General features: G+C 43.6%; 23 protein-coding genes. 20 read left to right on the top strand and 3 right to left on the bottom strand.

Translation table 11 applies throughout. The features are described from left to right. The first annotated feature begins 5 nt into the window (after positions 1–5). From GB992_RS04430 to GB992_RS04385, 10 genes are all read left to right on the top strand, one after another. Positions 6–647, top strand: coding sequence for a nicotinate-nucleotide adenylyltransferase (locus tag GB992_RS04430; RefSeq protein ID WP_161001387.1), 642 nt, complete (start codon positions 6–8; stop codon positions 645–647). Continuing rightward, positions 640–1,257, top strand: coding sequence for a bis(5'-nucleosyl)-tetraphosphatase (symmetrical) YqeK (gene yqeK, locus GB992_RS04425; RefSeq protein ID WP_161001386.1), 618 nt, complete (start codon positions 640–642; stop codon positions 1,255–1,257). The genes GB992_RS04430 and yqeK overlap by 8 nt, the downstream gene beginning before the upstream one ends. A gap of 26 nt (positions 1,258–1,283) precedes the next feature. Beyond that, positions 1,284–1,646, top strand: a complete 363-nt coding sequence (gene rsfS, locus GB992_RS04420; protein ID WP_161001385.1) for a ribosome silencing factor — start codon at positions 1,284–1,286, stop codon at positions 1,644–1,646. Further along, complete coding sequence (locus GB992_RS04415) at positions 1,643–2,383, top strand: class I SAM-dependent DNA methyltransferase (protein ID WP_161001384.1); 741 nt, start codon at positions 1,643–1,645, stop codon at positions 2,381–2,383. The genes rsfS and GB992_RS04415 overlap by 4 nt, the downstream gene beginning before the upstream one ends. Positions 2,384–2,387: 4 nt before the next feature. Next, entirely contained in the window at positions 2,388–3,536 is a 1,149-nt protein-coding gene (locus GB992_RS04410; RefSeq protein ID WP_161001383.1) for a nucleotidyltransferase, read from the top strand. Positions 3,537–3,620: 84 nt separating this feature from the next. Beyond that, a complete protein-coding gene (locus GB992_RS04405; protein ID WP_161001382.1) occupies positions 3,621–4,172 on the top strand; it encodes a YceD family protein in 552 nt (183 codons plus the stop codon). Positions 4,173–4,236: 64 nt separating this feature from the next. Continuing rightward, positions 4,237–4,422, top strand: a complete 186-nt coding sequence (gene rpmF, locus GB992_RS04400) for a 50S ribosomal protein L32 (RefSeq protein ID WP_017261723.1) — start codon at positions 4,237–4,239, stop codon at positions 4,420–4,422. A 254-nt stretch (positions 4,423–4,676) separates the two neighbouring features. After that, a complete protein-coding gene (locus GB992_RS04395) occupies positions 4,677–5,543 on the top strand; it encodes a sulfite exporter TauE/SafE family protein (RefSeq protein ID WP_161001381.1) in 867 nt (288 codons plus the stop codon). 123 nt (positions 5,544–5,666) lie between these two features. Beyond that, on the top strand, positions 5,667–6,383 hold the full coding sequence (locus GB992_RS04390; protein ID WP_017261725.1) for a response regulator transcription factor: 717 nt from the start codon (positions 5,667–5,669) through the stop codon (positions 6,381–6,383). Continuing rightward, a complete protein-coding gene (locus GB992_RS04385) occupies positions 6,380–7,960 on the top strand; it encodes a HAMP domain-containing sensor histidine kinase (protein WP_161001380.1) in 1,581 nt (526 codons plus the stop codon). The genes GB992_RS04390 and GB992_RS04385 overlap by 4 nt, the downstream gene beginning before the upstream one ends. Positions 7,961–8,155: 195 nt before the next feature. Here GB992_RS04385 and yidC read toward each other — a convergent pair whose 3' ends face one another. Together yidC and GB992_RS04375 are read right to left on the bottom strand one after the other, a co-directional pair. Then, positions 8,156–9,115, bottom strand: coding sequence for a membrane protein insertase YidC (gene yidC / locus GB992_RS04380; protein WP_161001379.1), 960 nt, complete (start codon positions 9,113–9,115; stop codon positions 8,156–8,158). 80 nt (positions 9,116–9,195) lie between these two features. Continuing rightward, entirely contained in the window at positions 9,196–9,471 is a 276-nt protein-coding gene (locus tag GB992_RS04375) for an acylphosphatase (protein ID WP_161001378.1), read from the bottom strand. A 98-nt stretch (positions 9,472–9,569) separates the two neighbouring features. On the opposite strand from GB992_RS04375, the gene GB992_RS04370 reads away from it, so the two are divergent. From GB992_RS04370 to GB992_RS04325, 10 genes are all read left to right on the top strand, one after another. After that, positions 9,570–10,340 carry a TrmH family RNA methyltransferase gene (locus GB992_RS04370; RefSeq protein ID WP_161001377.1) on the top strand — a complete coding sequence of 257 codons (771 nt, stop codon included), beginning with the start codon at positions 9,570–9,572 and terminating at the stop codon, positions 10,338–10,340. 133 nt (positions 10,341–10,473) lie between these two features. Beyond that, positions 10,474–10,977, top strand: coding sequence for an HD domain-containing protein (locus tag GB992_RS04365; protein WP_161001376.1), 504 nt, complete (start codon positions 10,474–10,476; stop codon positions 10,975–10,977). Between the two features lie 47 nt (positions 10,978–11,024). Further along, on the top strand, positions 11,025–11,366 hold the full coding sequence (locus GB992_RS04360) for a winged helix-turn-helix transcriptional regulator (protein WP_161001530.1): 342 nt from the start codon (positions 11,025–11,027) through the stop codon (positions 11,364–11,366). 386 nt (positions 11,367–11,752) lie between these two features. Continuing rightward, positions 11,753–12,799, top strand: a complete 1,047-nt coding sequence (gene pheS, locus GB992_RS04355; protein WP_161001375.1) for a phenylalanine--tRNA ligase subunit alpha — start codon at positions 11,753–11,755, stop codon at positions 12,797–12,799. A gap of 9 nt (positions 12,800–12,808) precedes the next feature. Further along, a complete protein-coding gene (gene pheT / locus GB992_RS04350) occupies positions 12,809–15,220 on the top strand; it encodes a phenylalanine--tRNA ligase subunit beta (RefSeq protein ID WP_161001374.1) in 2,412 nt (803 codons plus the stop codon). A 244-nt stretch (positions 15,221–15,464) separates the two neighbouring features. Beyond that, complete coding sequence (mltG, locus tag GB992_RS04345; protein ID WP_161001373.1) at positions 15,465–16,583, top strand: endolytic transglycosylase MltG; 1,119 nt, start codon at positions 15,465–15,467, stop codon at positions 16,581–16,583. 20 nt (positions 16,584–16,603) lie between these two features. Then, entirely contained in the window at positions 16,604–17,281 is a 678-nt protein-coding gene (gene udk, locus GB992_RS04340; protein WP_161001372.1) for a uridine kinase, read from the top strand. Positions 17,282–17,465: 184 nt separating this feature from the next. Next, positions 17,466–17,951, top strand: a complete 486-nt coding sequence (greA, locus tag GB992_RS04335) for a transcription elongation factor GreA (RefSeq protein WP_017261736.1) — start codon at positions 17,466–17,468, stop codon at positions 17,949–17,951. Between the two features lie 227 nt (positions 17,952–18,178). Beyond that, positions 18,179–19,180, top strand: coding sequence for a lipid II:glycine glycyltransferase FemX (locus tag GB992_RS04330; RefSeq protein ID WP_161001371.1), 1,002 nt, complete (start codon positions 18,179–18,181; stop codon positions 19,178–19,180). A gap of 114 nt (positions 19,181–19,294) precedes the next feature. Then, the gene (locus tag GB992_RS04325; RefSeq protein WP_161001370.1) at positions 19,295–19,612 is read left to right on the top strand and encodes a HesB/YadR/YfhF family protein; all 318 of its coding nucleotides are present in this window, start codon (positions 19,295–19,297) and stop codon (positions 19,610–19,612) included. Between the two features lie 151 nt (positions 19,613–19,763). Here GB992_RS04325 and GB992_RS04320 read toward each other — a convergent pair whose 3' ends face one another. Further along, positions 19,764–22,403, bottom strand: coding sequence for a YfhO family protein (locus tag GB992_RS04320; protein WP_161001369.1), 2,640 nt, complete (start codon positions 22,401–22,403; stop codon positions 19,764–19,766). Positions 22,404–22,510 lie beyond the last annotated feature (107 nt).

Raw genomic sequence — 22,510 nt, 5'->3', positions numbered from 1 at the left:
GGACAATGATTACATCGACGTTAACGACTAAACAGACGGGCACTCAAGTGATGACGGAAATGGTCACAGAAATGCCTAAACAACGGGTAGGCATTTTGGGTGGGACTTTTAATCCGCCACACTTAGGTCATCTTATTATTGCGGATCAGGTGGGTAAGCAATTGGGATTAAATAAGGTTCTTTTTATGCCCAACGCTCAGCCTCCGCATATTGATCCTAAACTTGCAATTGATCCTTTGCTACGTGCAAGAATGGTTCGCCGTGCTATTTTCGGAAATCCGTTGTTTGACTTAGAGATGAGTGAAATTCAACGTGGCGGCAAAAGCTACACGTATGACACGATGGTGGATTTGAAGACGCGTCATCCTAAAACTGAGTATTACTTTATTATTGGTGGGGATGAAGTGGCCTATCTGCCGAAATGGCATCGTATCGACGAGTTGGCAAAAATAGTAACGTTTGTTGGTGTTGGTCGAGCTGGCTATAAGAAACAAACGCCATATCCTGTTATTTGGGTTGATGTGCCGACAATTGACATCAGTAGTTCAATGATTCGTGATCGTGTCAAACGCGGGCAATCGATTCACTACTTAGTTCCAGAGGCAGTTGAAGCATACATTAAGGAGCATCAGTTGTATCATGAGTAAGACAATGCGTTATCAGCAGCATCTTTATAACGGCACACGTGATGAATTGGCTGAAGCAGTTCATCAACAGTTGCGTGACAAACGGTTCAATCATTGTTTACGCGTAGAACAGACTGCAATTCAGTTAGCTGAAGAGAATGGTGTTGATTTGGAAAAGGCTAGTATTGCTGGTTTGATCCATGATTATGCTAAGGAGCGTAGCGATGAAGCGTTCATCGGCATGATTAAAAAACATCAAATGGATCCAGATCTCCTGAATTGGGGCAACGCCATTTGGCATGGTATTGTGGGCGCAGAATTTATTCGTGATGAGCTCGGCATTGATGATGAAGACATTTTAAACGCTGTCCGTTATCACACCACGGGCGCTGTGGAAATGTCATCGTTGGCTCAAGTTGTTTATATGGCGGATTACATTGAACCCGAGCGTAATTTTGATGGTGTTGATGAGGCTAGACAGATAACCCACAAAGATCTGCGTGCTGGGGTTGCTTTTCAGACGAAGCACACAATGCTGTATTTAGCTGAAAAGAATGCGCCGATTTATCCGGCAACCTTATTAACGTTTAATCGTTGGGTCGCTCAGAAGCAAATGAAATATAACTATTAATCAATTAAGTGAAATGAGGAACTATTTTGGAGAGTAAACAAATGTTGGAAGTGGCTGTTAAGGCCGGAGATGCTAAACGTGCTGAGGATATTGTGGCGTTAGATGTTGAGCAGGTTAGCTTAGTGGCCGATTATTTTGCCATTATGAATGGTGGTTCTAAGCGTCAAGTTCAGGCGATTACTCAGGCTATTTTGGATGCTGAAGGTGAGGCCGGTGTAACGGTTCGACGGGTTGAAGGTAAGGCAGAAGGCACTTGGGTTCTGCTAGATTTTGGTGACATTGTTGTTCACATTTTCCAAGAAGAACAGCGTCATTACTATGATTTAGAAAAATTATGGTCAGATGCGCCGATGGTTAACCTAACAGATTGGTTGGGCGAAACAGCATGATTTACGGACAGTTTGCCGATTTTTATGATGAACTGTTTGACCCAGCTATGTATGACTCATGGCTGGGTTTTGTGCGCTCTCGAGGAGTCGCGAAGACTGACAGCGTGCTGGACTTAGCATGCGGTACTGGTCGGTTAGCGATTAAGATGATTCAGTCTGGATACCAAGTGACCGGTCTGGATCTAGCGCCAGAGATGTTGAGCATTGCTGCAAGCAAGGCGCAGACAGTTGGTGTTGAATTGCCGTTGATTCAGGGGGATATGACTGCATTAGGCGATCTTGAAATGTATAATACAATTACTTGTTTTGACGATTCTCTTTGCTATTTGCCCAATGAAGAGGAGATGGCGGAGGCGTTTCGCGAGGCCGCCGCACATTTGACTGCCAATGGTCATTATCTGTTTGACGTCATTACACCGCATCAAACAGATGACGTCTATCCCGGATATATGTACAATTTTCACGATGATCATCGTGCGTTCATGTGGACCAGTTATGAAGGCGATGCTGAACACCAGGTTGAGCACGATTTGAATTTTTTCATTTGGAATGACTCAATTAAGGGTTATGACCACCACGCTGAACTGCATGTGGAAAGAACGTATCCACTGGCAACATATCAACGATTATTGACACAGGCAGGCTTTAATCAGGTTCAGGTGTTTGCCGACTTTGGGAAAGCAGAGCCAAAGGCAGATACAACACGTTGGTTCTTTGACTGTCGACGGGAAGGATGACATTATGCAGGCAGTAGGTGTTGTGGCGGAGTATAATCCATTTCATAACGGTCATCGATATCATTTGCAGCAAGCACGAGCGGTTACAGGTGCTGATGTCGTTATCGCTGTCATGAGCGGCAATTTTGTTCAACGTGGTGAAGCAGCCATATTCAATAAGTGGCAGCGAGCGTCAGAGGCACTTCACAATGGGGCTGATCTCGTAGTAGAGTTGCCATTTCACTGGGCTGTTCAGCCGGCCCACTTGTTCGCACAAGGGGCCTTGTCATTGTTATCTGCCATGCAAGTACCGACGCTAGTTTTTGGCGCCGAACATGAGCAAACGGACTTTGCAGCGTTGGCTCATGCGACAGTCAATGATTCGCAGGCGTTTAAGACGTTTAATGAAACCTATGCCACGTTATTTAACGCGCAATTAGAGTCACAAACCGGATTTCGTTTGGACCAACCCAACGATATTCTTGGCTATGGTTACGCCGTTGCGAACGCAAAGTTGTCGTCACCATTGAAGTTGATGCCGGTGGCAAGGGTTGGCAGTGAGTACCATGATGACCAAATGAATCCACGGGGCTATTCGAGTGCAACTGCCATCAGACAGACCGTTCTCGGTCATCAGCGTGGTGTTAATGTGGCAGCAAATGTGCCGGCTGAGACGTTTGCTGATATTCGCCATTTGACGCCATTGAAGGGGTGGTCACCCAAGATGTGGGCGTTGTTACGGCATACTTTATTGATGATGCCAACGGCGTCTTTGCACCAAATTTATCAGATGTCTGAAGGCTTAGATTATCGTTTGAAGGAAGCTGCAGAAACGCAGTCGCACTGGGATGATTTCTTAGTCGCTATTAAGACAAAACGATATACGTATTCACGATTACAACGTGTCTGTTTGTATGCTTTAGTTCACGCGCTTGATAACGAAATGACACCTGGTCAAACAGACTACTTGCGGTTACTTGGCTTTACATCAGCTGGTCAACAGTATTTAAACGCACATAAAAAAACGTTTGGACTACCCGTCGTTACTAGGTTTGACCAGAACTTAAAAAAAACGACGCTAAATTTAGACTATCGTGCCGGTATGCTATACGAAATGTTAACGGGGCAGTCGCAGGACTTTCGTCATGACCCGATCCGAATACGTACCAAATAGAATCATTTGGCTGTCAAGGATTTTACGTTGACATTGTATTAATGCGCCGGTATAATGAAATTCGTTGCATTAGGAGGTTTATCGATGAAATGGTCGCTCAAAGAGCTTGAAAAGTATCGTAATGAGCCACTGCGGATCGACGAAACTTTAGATGTGAAAGTGAAGATGCTTGATCGGTTTGCCGATCGGGTTATCGACATCGATCCCGTTAAAGTGGTTGGAACCGTTATGGTTGATCGTGACGATGTGCTACTAGATGTTAAGGTTAGCGGTAAAGCTATAGTGCCTTCGAGTCGTTCGTTGGCACCGGTGGATTTTCCGTTTGACTTTGACATGAACGAGATTTACATCACGGAAGAGAGTCACTTTGATCGCTATGAGGAAAACGAAACGGTTTTACTCTTGGAGACTCAAACTGTTGACTTAGATGAGGGTGTGATTGACAATATCATTGCCCAAATTCCTATGCAAATTCTAACTGAGTCAGAACGTAATGGTCAGGACATGCCAACTGGAAATGGTTGGGAAGTTATTTCTGAGGACGATTACACAGCTGAACAGGAAGAAAATCAACCCATTGATCCACGTCTCGCTAAGTTAAAGGGATTGTTCCCTGATCAGGACCAAGACCGGTAGGATGGCTTAGCAGATTTTAAAAACACATGTGTGGATAAAATCATTCAAGGAGGTGCTCGTTCACATGGCTGTACCAGCACGGAAAACATCTAAAGAAAAGAAGTTGAAGCGTCGGGGTCACATCAAATTAGCAACGCCTAATTTGGCTCCATGCCCAAACTGTGGTGAATTACGGATGTCACATCGTGTCTGCCCTAGTTGCGGATATTACGATGGCAAGCAAGTCGTTAAGACTGCTAACAACGCTTAATTCATTATTGAAAACATCTGAGAGGCCTAGGCTCTCAGGTGTTTTTTTCTCGCTTTTTTGCCAGTTAGTTTAAGAGACTCACTTTATATTGAAGCTACGGGGAAAGGCTGGCAATACACCACCGGTTAGCTGGGCGTTTTACTGGCCTCAAATATTAGTGGTGATGTGGATTTGATTTTTACCTTTGGGGCGAAAATACTGTGAGAATTACGGTATAATCATTGCTTGTAATCTTTATGAACGGAGTGTGATCCATGCGAACGGGACTATTAGCAGTATTAATCATCGTGGGCGTGTGTTTTGCGGTATATGTTGGTGTCGACCTTTACCGTCACTGGGATGCGGTGCGTCGCTCGCCCGCACCGACAATTGGGGTAGCGTTGAGCGGAATGCTGATTTTCTTTTTATCCACGTTAGGGGTGTCCGACTTTGCGGTCAGCACAGCCATTTATACACCAACTAAATGGGTGTCCGTGAAGCGACTGCCAGGAACACTTAATGTTCAAGGCGTCGTACCATTTGTTCTGATGGCTGTCGGGTTCATTGGTGTCGTTAAAGTGGACCCGGTGACCCTATTGGCATTAGTAGTTGCGCAAGTAGTGGGAGCGGTGTTGAGTCCTCGCTTTGTTGTGAAATTGCCTGAAAGGACGATCAAACGATGGATTGCATGTGGTTTAATTATTGCAGGGCTATTCATTTTAGCTGGCCGGTTACATTTAATTGCTGGCAATGGGACGGCCTTACGACTCAGCGGACTGTCACTGATTGTCGGTTGTGGGTTGCAGATACTCTATGGGGCACTGAATAATATCGGTATCGGATCTTATGCGCTAACGACAGCTACTATCTACGCGCTAGGATTGAACCCCTTGGTCGCTTTTCCAATTATGATGAGTGGATCAGCACTATCAGTTGCAGCTGGTAGTAGTCTGTTTGTGTACTATGGGGACTATGATCGCAAGGTAGCCAGTATTGCATCATTGTCTGGTATCGTTGGCGTCCTCGTCGGGTTGCTGGTATTTTCACACTTCAATGTGGCGATTGTTTCTTGGCTTGTAATTGGCGTGCTTTTTTACACGTCATTTAACTTATTTTATTCGCTGTCTCGGACAAGACACTGAGGCTTCAAACGGACAACCGGTGATGCTAGCAGAAATGGCGGTTAAATGATAAAATGAGAGCGTTGTTAAAAATTGAACCGTTCAGACTTAGAGAACGATAATAAAATGCGGAGTGTTAATTAAATGGAAAACACGGAACAAACAAATGCGAAGAAGTATAGCATTCTCATCATTGAAGATGAGAAGAACCTAGCTCGCTTTGTTGACCTTGAATTGAAACATGAAGGGTACACAACCCAAGTGGAATACAATGGTCGGACAGGTCTGGAGGCTGCACTTGAAACCGACTTTGATGTTATTTTACTTGACTTGATGCTACCGGAATTAAATGGTTTAGAGGTTTGCCGGCGAGTTCGGGAAGTAAAGAGCACACCAATTGTGATGATGACGGCGCGTGATTCAGTGATTGATCGAGTTTCTGGTCTTGATCACGGAGCTGACGACTACATCGTTAAGCCATTTGCTATTGAAGAACTACTGGCTCGTGTACGGGCACTGCTACGGCGGATCGATATTGAAGGTGAACAGAAAAACTTCAAACAAACGGTTGTTGAATATAAGGATCTGCGAATCGAAAAGGAAAATCGGATCGTTCGTCGCGGTGATGAAATTATTAATTTGACCAAGCGTGAATACGAGCTGTTACTGACACTGATGGAAAACGTCAATGTTGTGTTAGCACGTGATGTACTGTTACAAAAAGTATGGGGTTACGAATCAGAGGTTGAGACTAATGTCGTGGACGTTTACATTCGTTATCTGCGTAATAAAATCGATCGCCCAGGTGAGGAAAGTTACATTCAAACAGTTCGTGGAACAGGATACGTAATTCGTTCATGATGACTGATAAACAAACAACCAAAAAAAGACGACGCATGTCGTTAAAATGGAAGTGGGCACTCGGTACCGGTACGGGTGTCTTTGTCATTTTTACGATTGTATTAGGATTATTATTTTCTAGCTTTACCTCAGTCCTTTTGCGTCAAGAACGCCGACGGACGACGGATGCGATTAATGTCGTGACCCAACGGTTAAATGACAATGTTAAGGACCTGACGAGTGATGATGTTGAACCGGTTCTTCGTCCCCGTGAAAACCCTTATTTACCGCATAATCCAAGTAAACCGGATCAACAGCATAATTTATATAACGATGCGATCATTCGAACGTTGGCCAATGATAATTTAGCCGTTAGTGTTTATGACCGTAGTGGCTCTGAAATTTTCGCATCACGAGTTGATCCACAGCCGTTTGAGTCCGTTGGCAAACGCCAATTGAAGCTAAGTCATTTGAACGGTCACGTTGTGTATGTTGGCCGCGCACCGATTTATCAGCACGGCACCAAGCGAGTTGTTGGTTATGTTCAAGTTACTAATCAGCTCAATGGTTATTGGCGAACGTATCAACGAACTGGGTCTATCTTGATTGTGTTGTTACTGATTGGGTTACTGGCAATATCGGTATTTGGTTACATTTTAGCTAGTTATTTCTTGCGGCCAATTTCTGATATTAGTGCGACAATCACTAAGGCAAGTGAAGACCCCCAGTCTAGTACGCGGGTGCCGGAGTCTCGCCGCAATGACGAATTGTCTGATCTGTCGGAATTATTGAATCGGATGCTAGATCAAATGCAACGGTATATTGATCAGCAGCAACAATTTGTGGGCGATGTGTCTCACGAATTACGGACGCCAGTGGCCATCATTCAGGGCCATATGGAGCTACTAAATCGCTGGGGTAAGGATGATCCCGAAGTGTTAAACGAATCCATCCAGGCTTCTTTAGCTGAGACCAAACGGATGAAGAGTCTCGTACAAGAAATGTTGGATCTGTCCCGGGCTGAACAAGTTGAAATTGATTTTCGTAATCAGGTTACGGATATCAAAATGGTGGTCAACCAGGTCTTTAACAATTTCAAGATGATTCATCCGGACTTCACGTTTTCTTTGGATGATGATTTACGTAAGCCAACTTACGTTTCGATGTTTCGTGATCATTTGGAGCAGGTGCTCATTATTTTGATGGACAACGCAGTTAAGTATTCGCAAACTCGCAAAGAGGTCCACGTATCTTTGTCAGAAGATGGGCGAAACGCTCAGGTGTCCGTGCAGGACTTTGGAGAAGGAATTGCACCTGAGAACATGGATCGGGTCTTTAATCGTTTCTATCGTGTCGACAAGGCGCGTTCACGGGAAAAAGGCGGCAATGGACTCGGATTATCCATTGCTAAACGATTGGTCGAAGGGTATAATGGTCACGTTTCTGTTGAGTCCTCACTTGGTCATGGCTCGATCTTTCAAATTTCTTTGCATATCTTGAATGACCAAGAGCGGCACCATTTGGAGGAATTACAAGCAACACAAGAACCAAGCAAGCCGCTTGATGAAACGCTTAAAGACAGCAATTTACTTGAATAATTCATTCCTTTACCATGAAAATTTTGAATTGAGTTAAAAACAGTATTTCCCCATTTTTGCCACAAGTTTTACTAACTAATCAGTATTTTCAATATTCAGTTAAATAGCACAAAAATAAGAGGTCGTCCTTCGAATTGAAGAATGGCCTCTTATTTTGTGCTATTAGTGAACCATCGCATTCATTGCAACAAACGGTTAGTCATTATGATGTTGTTGCTTACCAGCATTACGTTTGCGATTGTTATGATCCATGTTGTCATTAGTTGACTTTTCTTGTGGTTGACGTGATGTTATTGGCGCTGCACTGACTGGTGTTTCCGTTGCCTGAACAGGCTTAGGTTGAACATGAGTTGCATTTTCAGCTTGTTTCTTTTCGAGCTCTTTAGCCACTTGCTTCCGTATCCGTGGTCGGTACCAAGCGATGATGAGTGTCTGCAAACAAGCGAACAGACCACCGACGAAGAAGTACAGTCCTAAGGCTGCTGGAGTGGAGAAAGTAACAAACAGAATCATAATGGGACTCATGATCATCATGGAACGCATTTGTTTCTTTTGATCTTCCGGTAAACCAAGTAGTGATAGGTAGCCTTGTAGCAGATAAGCTAGGAATGACAGGATCGCCAAGATAATGTTTGGCTTTCCCAAATGAATACCATAGAATGTAGCGTTTACTAATTCAGGGGCATATCGGATTGCCGCATACAGGGCTGCGAAAATAGGTAGCTGAATAATCAGTGGCAAACACCCGATGCCGCCAGTCATTGAAATACCGTTATCACGGTATAGTTGCATCATCTCTTGACTGATTGCATTACGTTCTTCAGGTGTTTTAGCAGCTTTCTGACGGGCCTGAATGTCATTCATTTGAGGCCGCACCATTGACATTTTTTCTTGTTGAACCGTTGCCTGTCTGGATTGACGGACCATTAGTGGGAGCAAAATGAGCCGAACGATGACAGTTAGGAGAATGACGGCCCAACCATAGCTGCCGCCAAGTAACTTAGCAGCCCATTCCATAAAGTGAACCATCGGCTCGCCAAGGTAGTTCCAGATATAACCAACGGGTTTTCCGTGACTGGTACGCACACAGCCACTTAAAAGTAGGGTGAGGGTGCCGAGGGCCGTGATGACCGCTAGGCGGTTTCTTTTTTTCATTATTATCTGTGAATCCTTTCAAGTTAAACTTCATTAACTTGCTAAGAATACTAGATAATCACCGTGATTTCAATGCTTAGTCAGTAAATGTCAAACTTTTTCAATGGCTGAATTGCTTGCTTTGTTTGTTCAAGTTGAGTCACGTTAGCCCAACTATTAGGTGATTTTTTGATTGCTTCAATAAAAGCGTTCACCATGTCGGTCGAACCCTGTGCGAGGATGGTAACGGTGCCGTCTGCGTTGTTGCGGGCAAAGCCATAGATGTGGTGGCGCACCGCCAATTGGTAAGTTGAGTAACGAAAACCAACTCCCTGAACACGACCATGTGCGGTAAGTAGGACAGCTGTTTGAGCCATTGTTCGATGCCTCCTTAAAGTTTAATCGCGCTTTAACATCCATGCTAGCATGAATGGCTACTGACTATGCTATAATTTTGACCAGCGAGGTAAAAATTATGGAAAAAATTGTATCACTTCAAAATGGTCGGGTTAAGACTTGGAAAAAACTAGCAACTAAAAAGGGCCGAGAACAACAGCAAACGTATTTGCTGGATGGCTGGCATCTGGTTAAGGAAGCAATTGCTGCTGGTACTACATTGGTTTCAGTAATGGGCACGCATGAGGCATGGCGTGAGTATCGTGATGAGCTGCCAGCAAATTTAAACGCGTTTGAAATTAGTGACGAGGCCGCTAAGGCTATCGGTGACACGGTTACGCCACAAGGTATTTTTGCCGAGGTCAAAATGCCGGCGACAAGCACGACGTTGCCAGAGGTCATTCACCAACCATGGGTATTTTTGGATGCCGTTCAAGACCCGGGCAATATTGGAACCATTGTGCGGACAGCCGATGCGGCGGGATTTGAGGGTGTTGTCTTTGGTCGTGGCACAGCAGATCAATTTTCTCCTAAAGTTGTTCGAGCAATGCAGGGCAGCCAATTTCATGTCAAACTGGTTTCTGAAGATTTATTTTCTGCAACCCGTTATTTTAAACGGTCTGGTATCGGGGTCTATGGCACTCAGCTCAATCCAGAGGCAAAAAATTATCGCGAAGTAAAGCCAGAAGGTGCGTTTGGACTCATTATGGGCAATGAGGGTAATGGCATGACACCAGCATTAGGGGATGTTACGACGGCTAATTTGTATATCCCAATTCTGGGCCAGGCAGAGTCATTAAATGTTGCTATCGCTGCCGGTGTGCTCATGTTTCGGCTGAAAGAACAATAGTTTCAGACAAGACAGTGACTTTTCCGAAAGTGAAAAATATTAGTGCATAAGACTATGCAAAAGTAAGCAAACCTGCTACAATACCTTTCAGATTCAAATGGGCACTTCATACAACTTAAAAAGGAAGCATTGAATGAAACCAAATGAGTGGAAACAGGATTCTGAGTATGTTGCATTAGTGAGTGATTTATTGGCTCGTCCAGAAGTGCAACGTTTAGCGAACTTCACCCAACATCATCACAGCAACCGACTGGAACACAGCTTAGGTGTTTCGTTTGACAGTTATAAGATTGCTAAACGGCGGGGATGGAATTACCAAGCCGTTGCCCGTGCTGGATTACTTCACGACCTGTTTTATTACGATTGGCGGACAACTAAGTTTGATTTAGGCACGCATGCCTTTATTCATCCACGGGTGTCATTACGAAATGCCGAAAAGATAACGGAATTGTCGGACATGGAAAAAGACATCATTTTGAAGCATATGTTTGGTCTAACCATGGCGATGCCAAAATATAAGGAAAGCTTGTTGGTCTCGCTAGTTGACGACTATGAAGCCTCTCACGAATATTTTGGGCCCTTACGTTCAAAAGTCGCAGGTCTTGTTGCGCGTGTGAAAACGGCGGCGTCTTTTTAATGAGAAAAAGCAGTTAGCATATTTTAAAGAGGAAGGGGGCGTACATGATGTCAGAGACAATGACAGCAATGACAGATTTCAAACTCTGTCCAAAGTTTGAACGCACCTTTTCAATCTTGGGTAAAAAGTGGAATGGGTTAATTATTGAATCACTGTTGGCTCAGGGTGCTTTGCGTTTTAAGGACATTGCCAGTTCAATTGATAAGTGTTCTGATCGGATGTTGGTCGAACGGTTAAAAGAGCTGGAAGAGGCAGGTATTGTGTCTCGTACAACGCACGATGATTCTGCGTTGATCGAATATCGACTGACCGACAAAGGTCGCGATATGCAAGACATGATGGATACAATTCACGCGTGGTCAGACAAATGGAATGGCGAAGGTTGTTAGTCGGCCATTGACTACGTGGCACCATTAGCATAAAATTAATTTTTGTAAACTTACTCATAATTAAATGCGACGATAAAAAAGAGTAACTGTGTTGAGTTAGCCAGGAAGAACGGCCATTGATTGAAAGTCGTTCATGAGATGCACAGCGAATTCACTTTTTGAGCAGAAGTTGGGCGCTTATGTTTGATAATGTAGGCAAAAAATTCTCCGGGACCTCCGTTAACGGTTTTAAGTGGTGCATTATTTGTGTTTGTAAATGATGTGCAACGAGGGTGGTACCGCGATTCGTCGTCCCTTTCCTGATTTTTATCAGGAAAGGGATTTTTTTGTTTAACAAAGATTAAGCACACATTTGGGTAGATAGACTAACTTTTAGGAGGCAGCACATGGCATTAAGAGAACGATTGCAAGAATTGCATGATCGGGGATTGGCTGACATAAAAAAAGGTGACAGCTTAGACCGTATTAATGAAATTCGCGTTCAATTACTAGGTAAGAAAGGTCCAATTACGCAAGCTTTGCGTGGTTTGCGTGATGTTTCAGCAGAAGAACGTCCCAAGATTGGGAGCTTCGCCAATCAAATTCGTGATGAGTTGACGGCGGCTATTGAAGAACGGAATCAAGAACTTAAAAAAGCGGCGATTAATGCTAAGCTGGCATCCGAAACGCTGGATGTTACATTGCCTGGCACGCCGGTTGCACAGGGCCAACCGCATGTGATTCAGCGAATTATTGATCAACTGGAAGACATGTTCTTAGGAATGGGTTACCAAGTTGTCGATGGACCAGAAGTTGAAGACGATCACCACAACTTTGAAATGATGAACTTGCCAAAAGATCATCCGGCCCGTGACATGCAGGACACTTTTTACATTACACCGGAAATTCTTATGAGAACGCATACCAGTCCTAATCAGGCGCGGGCAATGGAAGCTCATGACTTTAGTAAGGGATCGTTGAAGATGATCAGTCCTGGTCGGGTTTATCGTCGCGATACTGACGATGCTACCCACAGCCATCAATTCCATCAAGTGGAAGGGCTAGTAATTGACAAACATGTAACCATGGCTGATTTGAAGGGAACGTTGGAAATGGTTGCCGCTAATCTGTTTGGTGATGAATTTGATGTTCGTTTGCGACCAAGCTACTTCCCGTTCACGGAACCTTCTGTTGAAGCAGATATTACGTGTTTCAACTGTATGGGCAAGGGCTGTGCTGTCTGCAAGAACACCGGTTGGATTGAAGTGTTAGGAGCTGGTATGGTGCACCCTAATGTGCTGAAGATGGCCGGGGTCGATTCTTCCGTTTATGGTGGATTTGCCTTCGGTCTAGGACCTGATCGGTTTGCTATGTTGAAATACGGTGTCGATGACATTCGTAATTTCTATTTAAACGACACACGCTTCTTAACACAATTTTACAAACGGGGGTAAACTGCAGCGATGAAAGTTTCAATGGATTGGTTAAATGAATACCTCACCCTGGACGTGGACCCACAGACGTTGGGTGAGAAGATTGAACGAACAGCGGTCGAGGTCGACCAAGTTTATAAAATGAGCGATGGTATGAGCAAGCTAGTGGTGGGTGAAACGCTCAGCGTTGAGCCACATCCAGACTCAGATCATTTGCACATCTGCCAGGTTGACGTTGGCGAAGATGAGCCATTACAAATTGTTTGTGGTGCACCAAATGTTGCCACGGGACAAAAAGTGATCGTTGCTTTGCCAGGGGCCTGGATTGCCGGTCATCACAAAATTAAAAAGAGCAAGATGCGGGGCGTTGCTTCAAACGGCATGCTGTGTGCGCTTCAAGAAATTGGATTCGACGAGAAGATTGCACCGAAGGCTTATGATGAGGGCATTTATATTTTGCCAGCAGACAGTGAGAACGGTTCATCCGTCTTTCCAATTTTGGGGATGGATGACGACATTGTTGAGACTGACCTAACGCCTAACCGTGGTGACATGAACTCGATGAACGGAACTGCTTGGGAAGTTGGCGCCATTTATGGCAAGACACCTAAAATGCCAACGTTCTCGCTAAATGAGGATGGCTCACGCAAAGTCAGTGACCTATTACAATTTTCAGTAGATGAGACATTGGCACCAACATATAAAATGCGTATCGTCAGCGGCGTCACCATTCAGGATAGTCCACTGTGGCTACAAAAACGGCTGTGGGAAGCCGGTATGCGGCCAATTAATAACATCGTTGATGTGACTAACTACATCATGTTGACATATGGTCAACCATTGCATGCGTTTGACTATGACAAACTTTCTAGTCATCATATTCACGTTCGTTTGGCAGATGAAGGCGAACACTTAACGACTCTCGATGGTGAAGATCGCAAATTGCGTGATAGCGATATGGTTATTGCTGATGACAAACATGCAATTGCCCTTGCCGGCACGATGGGTGGTTTGGACACGGAGATTGACGATAATACGACGACGATTGCAATCGAAAGCGCCATTTTTGATCCAATTAAGATTCGTAAAACAGCGCGTTTCTTTAATCTCCATTCAGAGGCTTCAATGCGCTTCGAACGTGGCGTTAATAAGGACGATAATCAAAAAGCCTTAGACCATGCTGCAACACTTATGGCTGAACTTGGACAGGGACAGACGGAACAAGGGACTGGTGTTGGCAGCGACACACCCGTTGAACCTGCCAAGGTTAGTGTCACGTTAACGCGGATTAATCATGTGTTGGGCACGCAATTGACAGCTGACCAGGTTCAGACCATTTTTGATCATCTTAACTTTCCGACTGACAACGATGGTGAGACATTCAACGTCACAGTACCGGCTCGTCGTTGGGATATTCATATTGAGGCCGATCTATTTGAAGAAGTCGCTCGTTTATATGGCTATGATAATATTCCGTCTACGCTGCCATATGGCACGATGACGCCAGGTGCATTAACATTCAAACAACGGATTATTCGTGACTCACGACGACTATTAGAGGGCGCTGGGTTAAATCAGGCGATTAGTTATGCTTTGACAACGACCGCTAAGGCTGAGCAGTTCATGATGCGAGATAGTGAACCTACTGAGTTGGCTTTCCCAATGAGTACTGACCATACAACCGCCCGGATGAATTTAATTAGTGGATTACTGGATGATATTGCCTATAATGTTGCCCGTAAACAGAAGAATGTCGCCCTTTATGAACAAGGTCGCGTATTCTATCGCGAAGGTGATGCAATTCGACCATTGGAAGTTGAACACATTGCTGGGGCAGTCACCGGTACACTGACAACCAAAACATGGCATGCAGAAGCCGATACGATTGATTTTTACGGTATCAAAGGAATCGTTGACTTATTCTTGCACGACATGGGTCTGTCAGAACCGGTTCACTATGAAGCAACTCAGGCTCATGCGCAGATGCATCCGGGTCGGACAGCCGACATTTATGTTGGTGACCAGGTCGTTGGTTTTGTCGGTCAAGTTCACCCTGAAGTAGCCAGCGATTATAAGATTCCTGACACTTACGTATTCGAGTTGAATCTGCAGGCACTTATTGACGCACCACATGATCAACAACAGTATGAACCGATTTCGAAGTTCCCGGATGTTACACGTGATATCGCCATTCTTGTGGATCAGTCCGTGACTAATGCGGATGTTGTTGCTTTAATCAACAAGCGTGGTGGCGCACATTTGGCAGATGTTCAGCTGTTTGACGTCTACGAAGGCGTCCATTTACCAGCTGGCAAGAAGTCACTGGCATATACGTTGACCTACCGTGACCGTCAGTCGACATTAGTTGAGGCCGATGTGACTAAGGCGTTTGACAAAGTAACCGCTGCTTTAGAGAAGGAATTTGATGCTGAAATTCGTTAATAAAAATTCTGATTAATTTCGAATGGATTCGTTACTTGTTCCATAAATTAAGTGCCATGGTACTCTCAATTTGAGAAGTCACCATGGCACTTTTTGTCGTCGTAAGGGAAGCATGACCGCAAAAAAGCAATTTGTGATTAGCAAATGTGTCAAAAAGATGTCATTGCTATGTGAAATGTGGTGTTGCAGTCTATTTTTCGCTACAATGTAAAAGATGATTTTTTAAGAGGGGGAACTTAATATTATGCAACGTCGCAGGCGTCGCCGGTCACATGCCGGCCGTTACTGGTTAATTGGTATCTTCATTGCGATTGTGCTCATTATTGTTGGCGTGGTCGTTGGCCGCAATATGACTTACACCAATAACTTGAAGGCCGTTGATCCGAAGAGTCACAAGAAAGTTCAAATCGAAGTTCAGCAAGGAGCGACTTCAGATCAAGTTGCTTCTGAATTGCAAAAAGCTGGTGCTATCAAAAGTGCGTCAACTTTTAACAAGTATATTGCTGATCATAATCTGGCAGACTTTAAGGCCGGATATTTCGTTGTGACAAAGAACATGGATGTCAAACAAGTGGCTAAGCAATTGAACGGTGTCGGGTCAGATACGCCGCTTATTACAACGTCGAAAAATTCACTTCTTATTACTGAAGGCGAATCTGTTGATCAGATTGCAGCATCTTTGCCAAAGCATTCCAAATATACAAAGCAGGATTTCCTAAACTTGATGAAGGACCAAGATTTCTTGAATGGTCTTCAAAAGCTTTATCCAGATCTGTTGTCGTCGACGATGTCGGCTTCAGATGTTCGTTACCATTTGGAAGGCTATTTGTTCCCAGCCGTATATGATACTAAGAAACCAAAGAATTTAAAGGGATTAGTTGAACAAATGGTTGCCGCTACTAATCAACGTATTCAACCATACTTGTCTGAATTCCAGCAGGAAAACTTGACCGTACAACAAGCCATGACGCTGGCTTCATTGGCTCAAAAGGAAGCTAATACGCCAAGTGATATGCAGAAAGTAGCTGGCGTATTTTTCAACCGGATTAAGGCTAAGATGCCGTTACAATCAGATGTATCCGTTCAATACGCTTTGCAGACGCATAAACCTAACTTATCACTGGCAGATTTAAAGGTTGATTCGCCTTATAATTTGTATGCCAATACCGGTTACGGACCAGGGCCATTTAATAACCCTGGGATATATGCTATTAAAGCTATTGCTCAGCCAACTGATGAAGATCAAGATTACTTGTACTTTGTAGCTAATATGAAGACAGGTAAGATTCATTTCTCCAAGACGTTGGATGAACAAAATGCTTACACGCAAAAGTATCAAAACGATAATAATAAACAAAAATAATGAGTAAGAGGGCATCAGTGATGACAGAGCAGACAAAACGGCCAATTGTAATTGGCGTTACCGGCGGGTCTGGTAGTGGTAAAACGACAGTTAGTCGGGCAATCTATAACCAGCTTGCCGGCCATTCAATTCTGATTATGCAACAAGATTCTTACTACAATGATCAAGCTGAAATGACGATGGCTGAAAGAAAAGCGGTTAATTATGATCATCCGTTAGCGTATGACAATGATCTTTTAATTGAACAGCTTGATCAGTTGATTCACTATCAAGCCATTGATAAGCCAGTTTATGATTATAAAGAATCAACGCGCAGTGCCGAAACGATTCGGCAGGAACCACGCGATGTAATTATTTTAGAAGGTATTTTGATTCTTGACGATCCTCGTCTGCGTGACTTAATGGATATTAAGGTATACGTGGATACGGACGATGACATTCGGATCATTCGACGGATTCAACGTGATATAAATGAGCGAGGGCGAACATTGGATACTGTTATTAAACAGTATTTAGCGACGGTTAAACCGATGTATCACGAATTTGTGGAACCAACTAAGCGTTATGCTGATATCATCGTTCCTGAAGGCGGCGAAAACACAGTCGCCATTGATCTTCTGTCAACGAAGATTCGTGACATTTTGGCGCGAGATGGTAAGGATAACCTGTTTAAGCAGGCCAATCATAAAGAAGCATAAATAGTTCACCTTAAACGGCAAGGACAGGAACTTTATCTGGATTTGCTGTTTTTTGTCTTTTGAGGTTGTGATTTACGTAATTCAATCGGAGAATGTGCGTTTTTTTACAGGAAGCCGTTTACAAGGTGTAGATCACATGGTAACCTTGTGACTGTCGAAATTAGTTACAAAGGAGCCTCTAACTATGGCTGAAGAAAAAACATACCCAATGACTGAAGAGGGTAAAGCTAAACTAGAAAAAGAATTAGAAAATTTAAAAACAGTGACCCGTCCGCAGATTATTGAACGCATTAAGATTGCGCGTGGTTTTGGTGATTTGTCAGAAAACTCTGAATATGAATCTGCCAAGGATGAACAATCTAACATTGAAAGCCGAATTTCATTGGTCGAAACAATGTTACACAATGCTGAAATTATTGACAGTAATGCAGTGGCTGCTGATGAAGTTTCAATTGGTAAATTGGTCAGTTTTAAGGAACTGCCTGATGAAGAACCAGAAAGTTACACCATTGTCGGTGCTGCCGAAGCTGACCCGATGAGTGGCAAGATTTCAAACGATTCGCCAATCGCTCGCAGTTTGATTGGTCACAAAGTTGGGGATGAGGTAGAAATTAAAATTCCTGCTGGGTCAATGAAAGTTTCAATTTTATCCGTTAAGAACGCTGAATAAGCTTTTAGTAGTTTTTAGCGTCATTAATAGTGAATAAAGCCTATCTCAGAGGCTGTGAAAAATCAGATTGTATCGCCGTTTAGTCTTTGCAGGTGATATTGTCTGGTGATTTCGCAGCTTCTTTTGATTACCTTAAGGTAGCGTCCGCTGTTTGTCGTCATACCTTAAGTACGGTAAAATAATGAACAGGTTTATACCAATTAGTTAATTTTGAAAGGAACGACAACATGCCGATTATCAATGAACAAGATCATGATGCAATGACGCGCTACACAGAATTTGTGCGACGCGCACCCTTTACTTCAATTACACAGGATCCAGGTTGGGGAGAAATTAAGAACAACTGGGAACCGTTACATGTCACCCTTGAGAAGGATGGCAAGATTACAGCGGCGATGTCCATCTTAATGATTGCAAATGAAGACGGTGAAAAGCTCGCCTATTGTTCAAAAGGACCGGTTTGTGATCCAACGGATGTTGCGACTATCGATGCATTGGTAGCAGAAGCAGAGCCTGCCTTACGAGAGAACAATGTGTATGTTTTACGGATGGACCCTGAAGTTGTTTACGACGATGCACTAAACGATACGTTTAAACAACACGGTTACCAGGTAAGAAATCGTAATGTCGGCATGCATGATACAATTCAGCCGCGGTTTAACATGGTGATGGATTTAAAAGATAAAAGTATTGATGATGTGTTAATGACATTTCGGCCGAATACGCGTCACGATGTGCGGCACTCAATTAAGCCTGAATTAACGGTAGATTCTGGTAGCAGCATGGCAGAAATGAACCGGTTCTACGCACTTTATGAGGCAATGAGTCACCGACAAGGAATCACCTACCGTCCGCGAGATTATTTTGATCGAATGGTAACGGCCTTCGAAGGCACGGATATTTTACGCATCTTCGTCGCCCATTCTGAAACACAAGATCTAGCCGGTTCATTAGCCTTCAAGTATGGTGATAAGCTCTGGTATATGTACGGTGGCAGTATTAATGAAGAACCGAAGTTACTTGCACCGTACCGAATTCAGTGGGCGATGATCAACGAAGCCGTTGATGCACATAAGGACCGTTATGATCTAGGCGGCGTCTTTGCACTGGACAAGAGTGACGGTTTGTGGCTGTTTAAGCACGGTTATGTGCGCGAAGCCACTGAATATATTGGCGAAATTGACAAAGTTTATGACGAACAGGCTTACCAAAAGTTTGTTAACCGTTAGTACTTGTGAAAGCTGTCACATCAACGTTTCACAGGAATGTATTCATTGGTTTTCCACTTCATTTGTGCTAAAGTATACGCATGAAAGCGAATTCATTAGAGTGGAGGCCCACGTATGCAAATTACAGTTACAGATGCTGCCAGCAAATGGTTTCAAGACGAAGTTGGTCTAAAACCAGGTGATGGGATGAAGTTTTACGGTAAGGTTTATGGTAAAACACCGATTCATGATGGTTTTTCAATGGCAATGGTGCCGGATAAAGATCCCGATCGACCAGTTGGCGAGACTGAAAAAGATGGGATTAAGTATTTTGTGAATTATGGTGATGCGTGGTTTTTCGCTGGTTACGATTTTGTCATTGATTTTGACGAGAAAAATGATGAACCTAAATATGAATATGTTGCGCAAAAACATGATTCACGGTTACAGTAAGTTACTTGAAATTAAGAGTAATGATGCAGTTGCTTAGCTTAAAATGATGGGGATTAAAAAGCGTTCTGCCTTTTCCAAACGGAAAAAGGGAGAACGCTTTTAGTTGTTGATGGCTAAAATAACGAAGCAGTTAGTAGCTGACCTGAGATACTCATTTGACGAACTCATCGTTATTGTGGCGACGCTTTAGCCATTCACTAGCACCTAAGACAGCGAGACTAACTAACGAGATGAAAATGCCGGCACCGAGGTAAGGTGTTCGATAGCGAAGGGTAATGTGATGAGGACCAGGTGCGAGTCGCAATGCAATAAACTCATCGGCGATTGTATAGGTGCTGACACGATGACCATCAACGAACGCTTGCCAGCCGTCTTGAGCAGGAATGCTTGTCATTAGAACCGGTTGTTTATGAGTCGCAATGACATGTCCGCTAATGTGCGTTTGCCCCCAGTCCGTAACCTTCAGGGGGTGTTGTTGCAATTGCTTAATGCCCGTTTGAAATGCTTGCTGAGGCAATTGGTACAAAGTGACATTTTGAAGCCAGAGGGCATTTTTTTTGAGGGCAAACGTGATTTTTTGTGGTTCATCTTTTTGTTGATTTGCGATATTGACTAAAACTGTATTTCGGAATGTTTGATACTGTGCCAGCGGTTGACCATTCAACAGCATTTTAACATTGTCCTTTTGCAAATTGGCACCAAGCGATAAATAGTAAGCGTCGTCAGTTTGTGGCGTGAAGGTCAAGGTCATTTGCGCAGGTTTCCGCGGTTTGATTTTGGTCAAGGTAGACCCGGTGATATTGGTCAGATGGTTTGTGTTGGTAAACGTTACACCATTGAAATTAGCGGCCGTGAATAACTTCGTTTGGGAGGATTGGCCTAATAAAGCGTTCCATAATTGATTTTGATTAGTCATGGGATCATGAATAATTTGCTTGACGTCAAGCGTTTGTTTGGCCGCCATGAAGCCCATTCCTAAGCTATTAGGATTTTGATAAATGGTTGTCTGTGGCAATTGCTTGGCAGCTGAGTAGTCGTGAAGATCTGGCTTGCGAGTTAACGTTGGTAAGTATTTGTATTCTGAATGATGACCAACAAGAGGAATGTCATTGACGCTCCAGAAATATTTCATATTCAGTAATGCGTCCATAAATTCGGTTCCATTAGCGTATGTGACGAAACCATCGCCATCAGGATTACCTGTCAGATCGTAGAATCCCGTTGTTTTACGCTCTAGCGTTGATCCAAAATGTGAACCGCTGAAGTAATCGCCTTGCATGGGATCATCTTTCGTCCGTTGAAAGGTGGTGCCAACACGGTACAAACCAGAATTCAATTTCTTTGTTGCTTGGCTGGTCTGATCGAGAATGTTGGTATAGATTGCAAACTGGTTCTGCGGTACATAACTAATTTTATTGAGTGATAAAACCGCGTTAGCACCCATGTCAACGAGCGTTAGCAGAGGAATTAGATAGAGTAACCAGCGGAACCGGTGTGCCAATGGCGACAAACAAATGAGTGCAATCAGCATCATGACAGTGCCGGTGATGATTTGGCCTGTAGTAATGAAGTTTAACTGATGACTGTTTGTAAAGACGTAGGTATCGGTTGCGACTAAAAGCAAGGTTGTCACGCCAATTGACCACCAGTTGAGGTGTTTTTCCGGACGCCATGTTATGGCAGCTAACCAAATAAGCCAGAAACTAACGATAAATGAAAAACGGTAAGGATACCAAATTGGGAATTGCCCCGCATGCCATAATAAATTTAACGGTGTGAATGAAACAGAGAGGACAAAGAAAATGGTGATGAGACTGGCTACTAGCTTAACCGACCAGTGAAATTTGCCTTCTATGAAAAAAGCAACGACTAGGATAAGAACGGCAGCACCGACAAATAAATTAGGCTGTCCCTTAGGCATTTGAGCGAAATTAAAACCGCCTGGATAAAGTTTACCCAACATTTTTAATGGCGCATAATCCCACGTCCATTTAAATTTAGTGAGGGTGTAACTTGCCTTACTTAGCTGTAACGCGAAATATGTGGGAAGTAGGATAAATGCTGCGATGCCACCGGCTAATACGGAGGCGCCGACGTACTGTAAGCCATTAATGAGCAGTCGATGCCATGATTGCCAATGCCAAACAACACTAAAGATGAAGTACAAAATGGTGAACAAACTAATCATGTAAGCCATGTAATAGTTCACGATGAAGGCAACTGCTAGCCAACTTACGTATGGCAACCAACGCTGTTGCTTAATGAGACACTCAAGACCATAAACAACTAATGGCAAAACAATCAGTGCATCTAACCACATAAGGTTAAGCTGATTGGCAATGGTCCAACCAGACAAAGCATAGATGGTACCAAACATAGGTAACCGCCAACCAGTTTGAATCTGCAACCGGTTTAATACCCAGCCCAGACTGAGACCTGCACAACCGTATTTGGCAACGGTCATTATGAGCACGCCGGTTGAAAGGCCACCTTTGCTAAAGGGGAGCAGCAATAAGTTAAACGGACTCATTAAATAGTAGGCCCATAAGCTGGTTGTTTCTCCACCAAGTGCTTTGCTAAAACTATAAAAGAAACTACATGGGTGATGTAGCAACGTATTTCTAAAGAACGCAAAAAAATCGATGTATTGTTGCCCCATGTCAACAGTTAATAAAGAACTACGGCCAAACGGTGCCATGCCGCGGCTGGCAAAATAAATTAACATGAAAAGACTGGGCACAAGAAAGCTCAGTAATAATGGCCATGTTTTGTTGATGACGTGTTTGATCATTGTTTTAGCGGATTCCTTTCTCTCAAAAAAAAGTAAAGTTTGGCTTGGCCACTTTAGCTTTTTGATAACTTCCTATACAATGATAGACGATACTTTTCGACTGGCAA

The sequence above is a fragment of the Furfurilactobacillus milii genome (assembly GCF_009863985.1).
In the GTDB taxonomy this organism is placed as follows: domain Bacteria; phylum Bacillota; class Bacilli; order Lactobacillales; family Lactobacillaceae; genus Furfurilactobacillus; species Furfurilactobacillus milii_A.
Note: the sequence above shows the minus strand (reverse complement) of the source record. Positions and strands in the feature narration are given on the sequence as shown.

What these genes read in the sequence shown, in the direction of transcription:
- pheT (WP_161001374.1), top strand. Translation starts at nt 12,809, where the DNA reads ATGAAAGTTTCAATGGATTGGTTAAATGAATACCTCACCCTGGACGTG.
- greA (WP_017261736.1), top strand. Translation starts at nt 17,466, where the DNA reads ATGGCTGAAGAAAAAACATACCCAATGACTGAAGAGGGTAAAGCTAAA.
- GB992_RS04360 (WP_161001530.1), top strand. Translation starts at nt 11,025, where the DNA reads ATGTCAGAGACAATGACAGCAATGACAGATTTCAAACTCTGTCCAAAG.
- GB992_RS04410 (WP_161001383.1), top strand. Translation starts at nt 2,388, where the DNA reads ATGCAGGCAGTAGGTGTTGTGGCGGAGTATAATCCATTTCATAACGGT.
- GB992_RS04395 (WP_161001381.1), top strand. Translation starts at nt 4,677, where the DNA reads ATGCGAACGGGACTATTAGCAGTATTAATCATCGTGGGCGTGTGTTTT.
- GB992_RS04370 (WP_161001377.1), top strand. Translation starts at nt 9,570, where the DNA reads ATGGAAAAAATTGTATCACTTCAAAATGGTCGGGTTAAGACTTGGAAA.
- yqeK (WP_161001386.1), top strand. Translation starts at nt 640, where the DNA reads ATGAGTAAGACAATGCGTTATCAGCAGCATCTTTATAACGGCACACGT.
- GB992_RS04385 (WP_161001380.1), top strand. Translation starts at nt 6,380, where the DNA reads ATGATGACTGATAAACAAACAACCAAAAAAAGACGACGCATGTCGTTA.
- GB992_RS04375 (WP_161001378.1), bottom strand. Translation starts at nt 9,471, where the DNA reads ATGGCTCAAACAGCTGTCCTACTTACCGCACATGGTCGTGTTCAGGGA.
- yidC (WP_161001379.1), bottom strand. Translation starts at nt 9,115, where the DNA reads ATGAAAAAAAGAAACCGCCTAGCGGTCATCACGGCCCTCGGCACCCTC.
- GB992_RS04415 (WP_161001384.1), top strand. Translation starts at nt 1,643, where the DNA reads ATGATTTACGGACAGTTTGCCGATTTTTATGATGAACTGTTTGACCCA.
- GB992_RS04330 (WP_161001371.1), top strand. Translation starts at nt 18,179, where the DNA reads ATGCCGATTATCAATGAACAAGATCATGATGCAATGACGCGCTACACA.
- mltG (WP_161001373.1), top strand. Translation starts at nt 15,465, where the DNA reads ATGCAACGTCGCAGGCGTCGCCGGTCACATGCCGGCCGTTACTGGTTA.
- GB992_RS04365 (WP_161001376.1), top strand. Translation starts at nt 10,474, where the DNA reads ATGAAACCAAATGAGTGGAAACAGGATTCTGAGTATGTTGCATTAGTG.
- rpmF (WP_017261723.1), top strand. Translation starts at nt 4,237, where the DNA reads ATGGCTGTACCAGCACGGAAAACATCTAAAGAAAAGAAGTTGAAGCGT.
- GB992_RS04405 (WP_161001382.1), top strand. Translation starts at nt 3,621, where the DNA reads ATGAAATGGTCGCTCAAAGAGCTTGAAAAGTATCGTAATGAGCCACTG.
- GB992_RS04430 (WP_161001387.1), top strand. Translation starts at nt 6, where the DNA reads ATGATTACATCGACGTTAACGACTAAACAGACGGGCACTCAAGTGATG.
- pheS (WP_161001375.1), top strand. Translation starts at nt 11,753, where the DNA reads ATGGCATTAAGAGAACGATTGCAAGAATTGCATGATCGGGGATTGGCT.
- GB992_RS04390 (WP_017261725.1), top strand. Translation starts at nt 5,667, where the DNA reads ATGGAAAACACGGAACAAACAAATGCGAAGAAGTATAGCATTCTCATC.
- GB992_RS04325 (WP_161001370.1), top strand. Translation starts at nt 19,295, where the DNA reads ATGCAAATTACAGTTACAGATGCTGCCAGCAAATGGTTTCAAGACGAA.
- udk (WP_161001372.1), top strand. Translation starts at nt 16,604, where the DNA reads ATGACAGAGCAGACAAAACGGCCAATTGTAATTGGCGTTACCGGCGGG.
- GB992_RS04320 (WP_161001369.1), bottom strand. Translation starts at nt 22,403, where the DNA reads ATGATCAAACACGTCATCAACAAAACATGGCCATTATTACTGAGCTTT.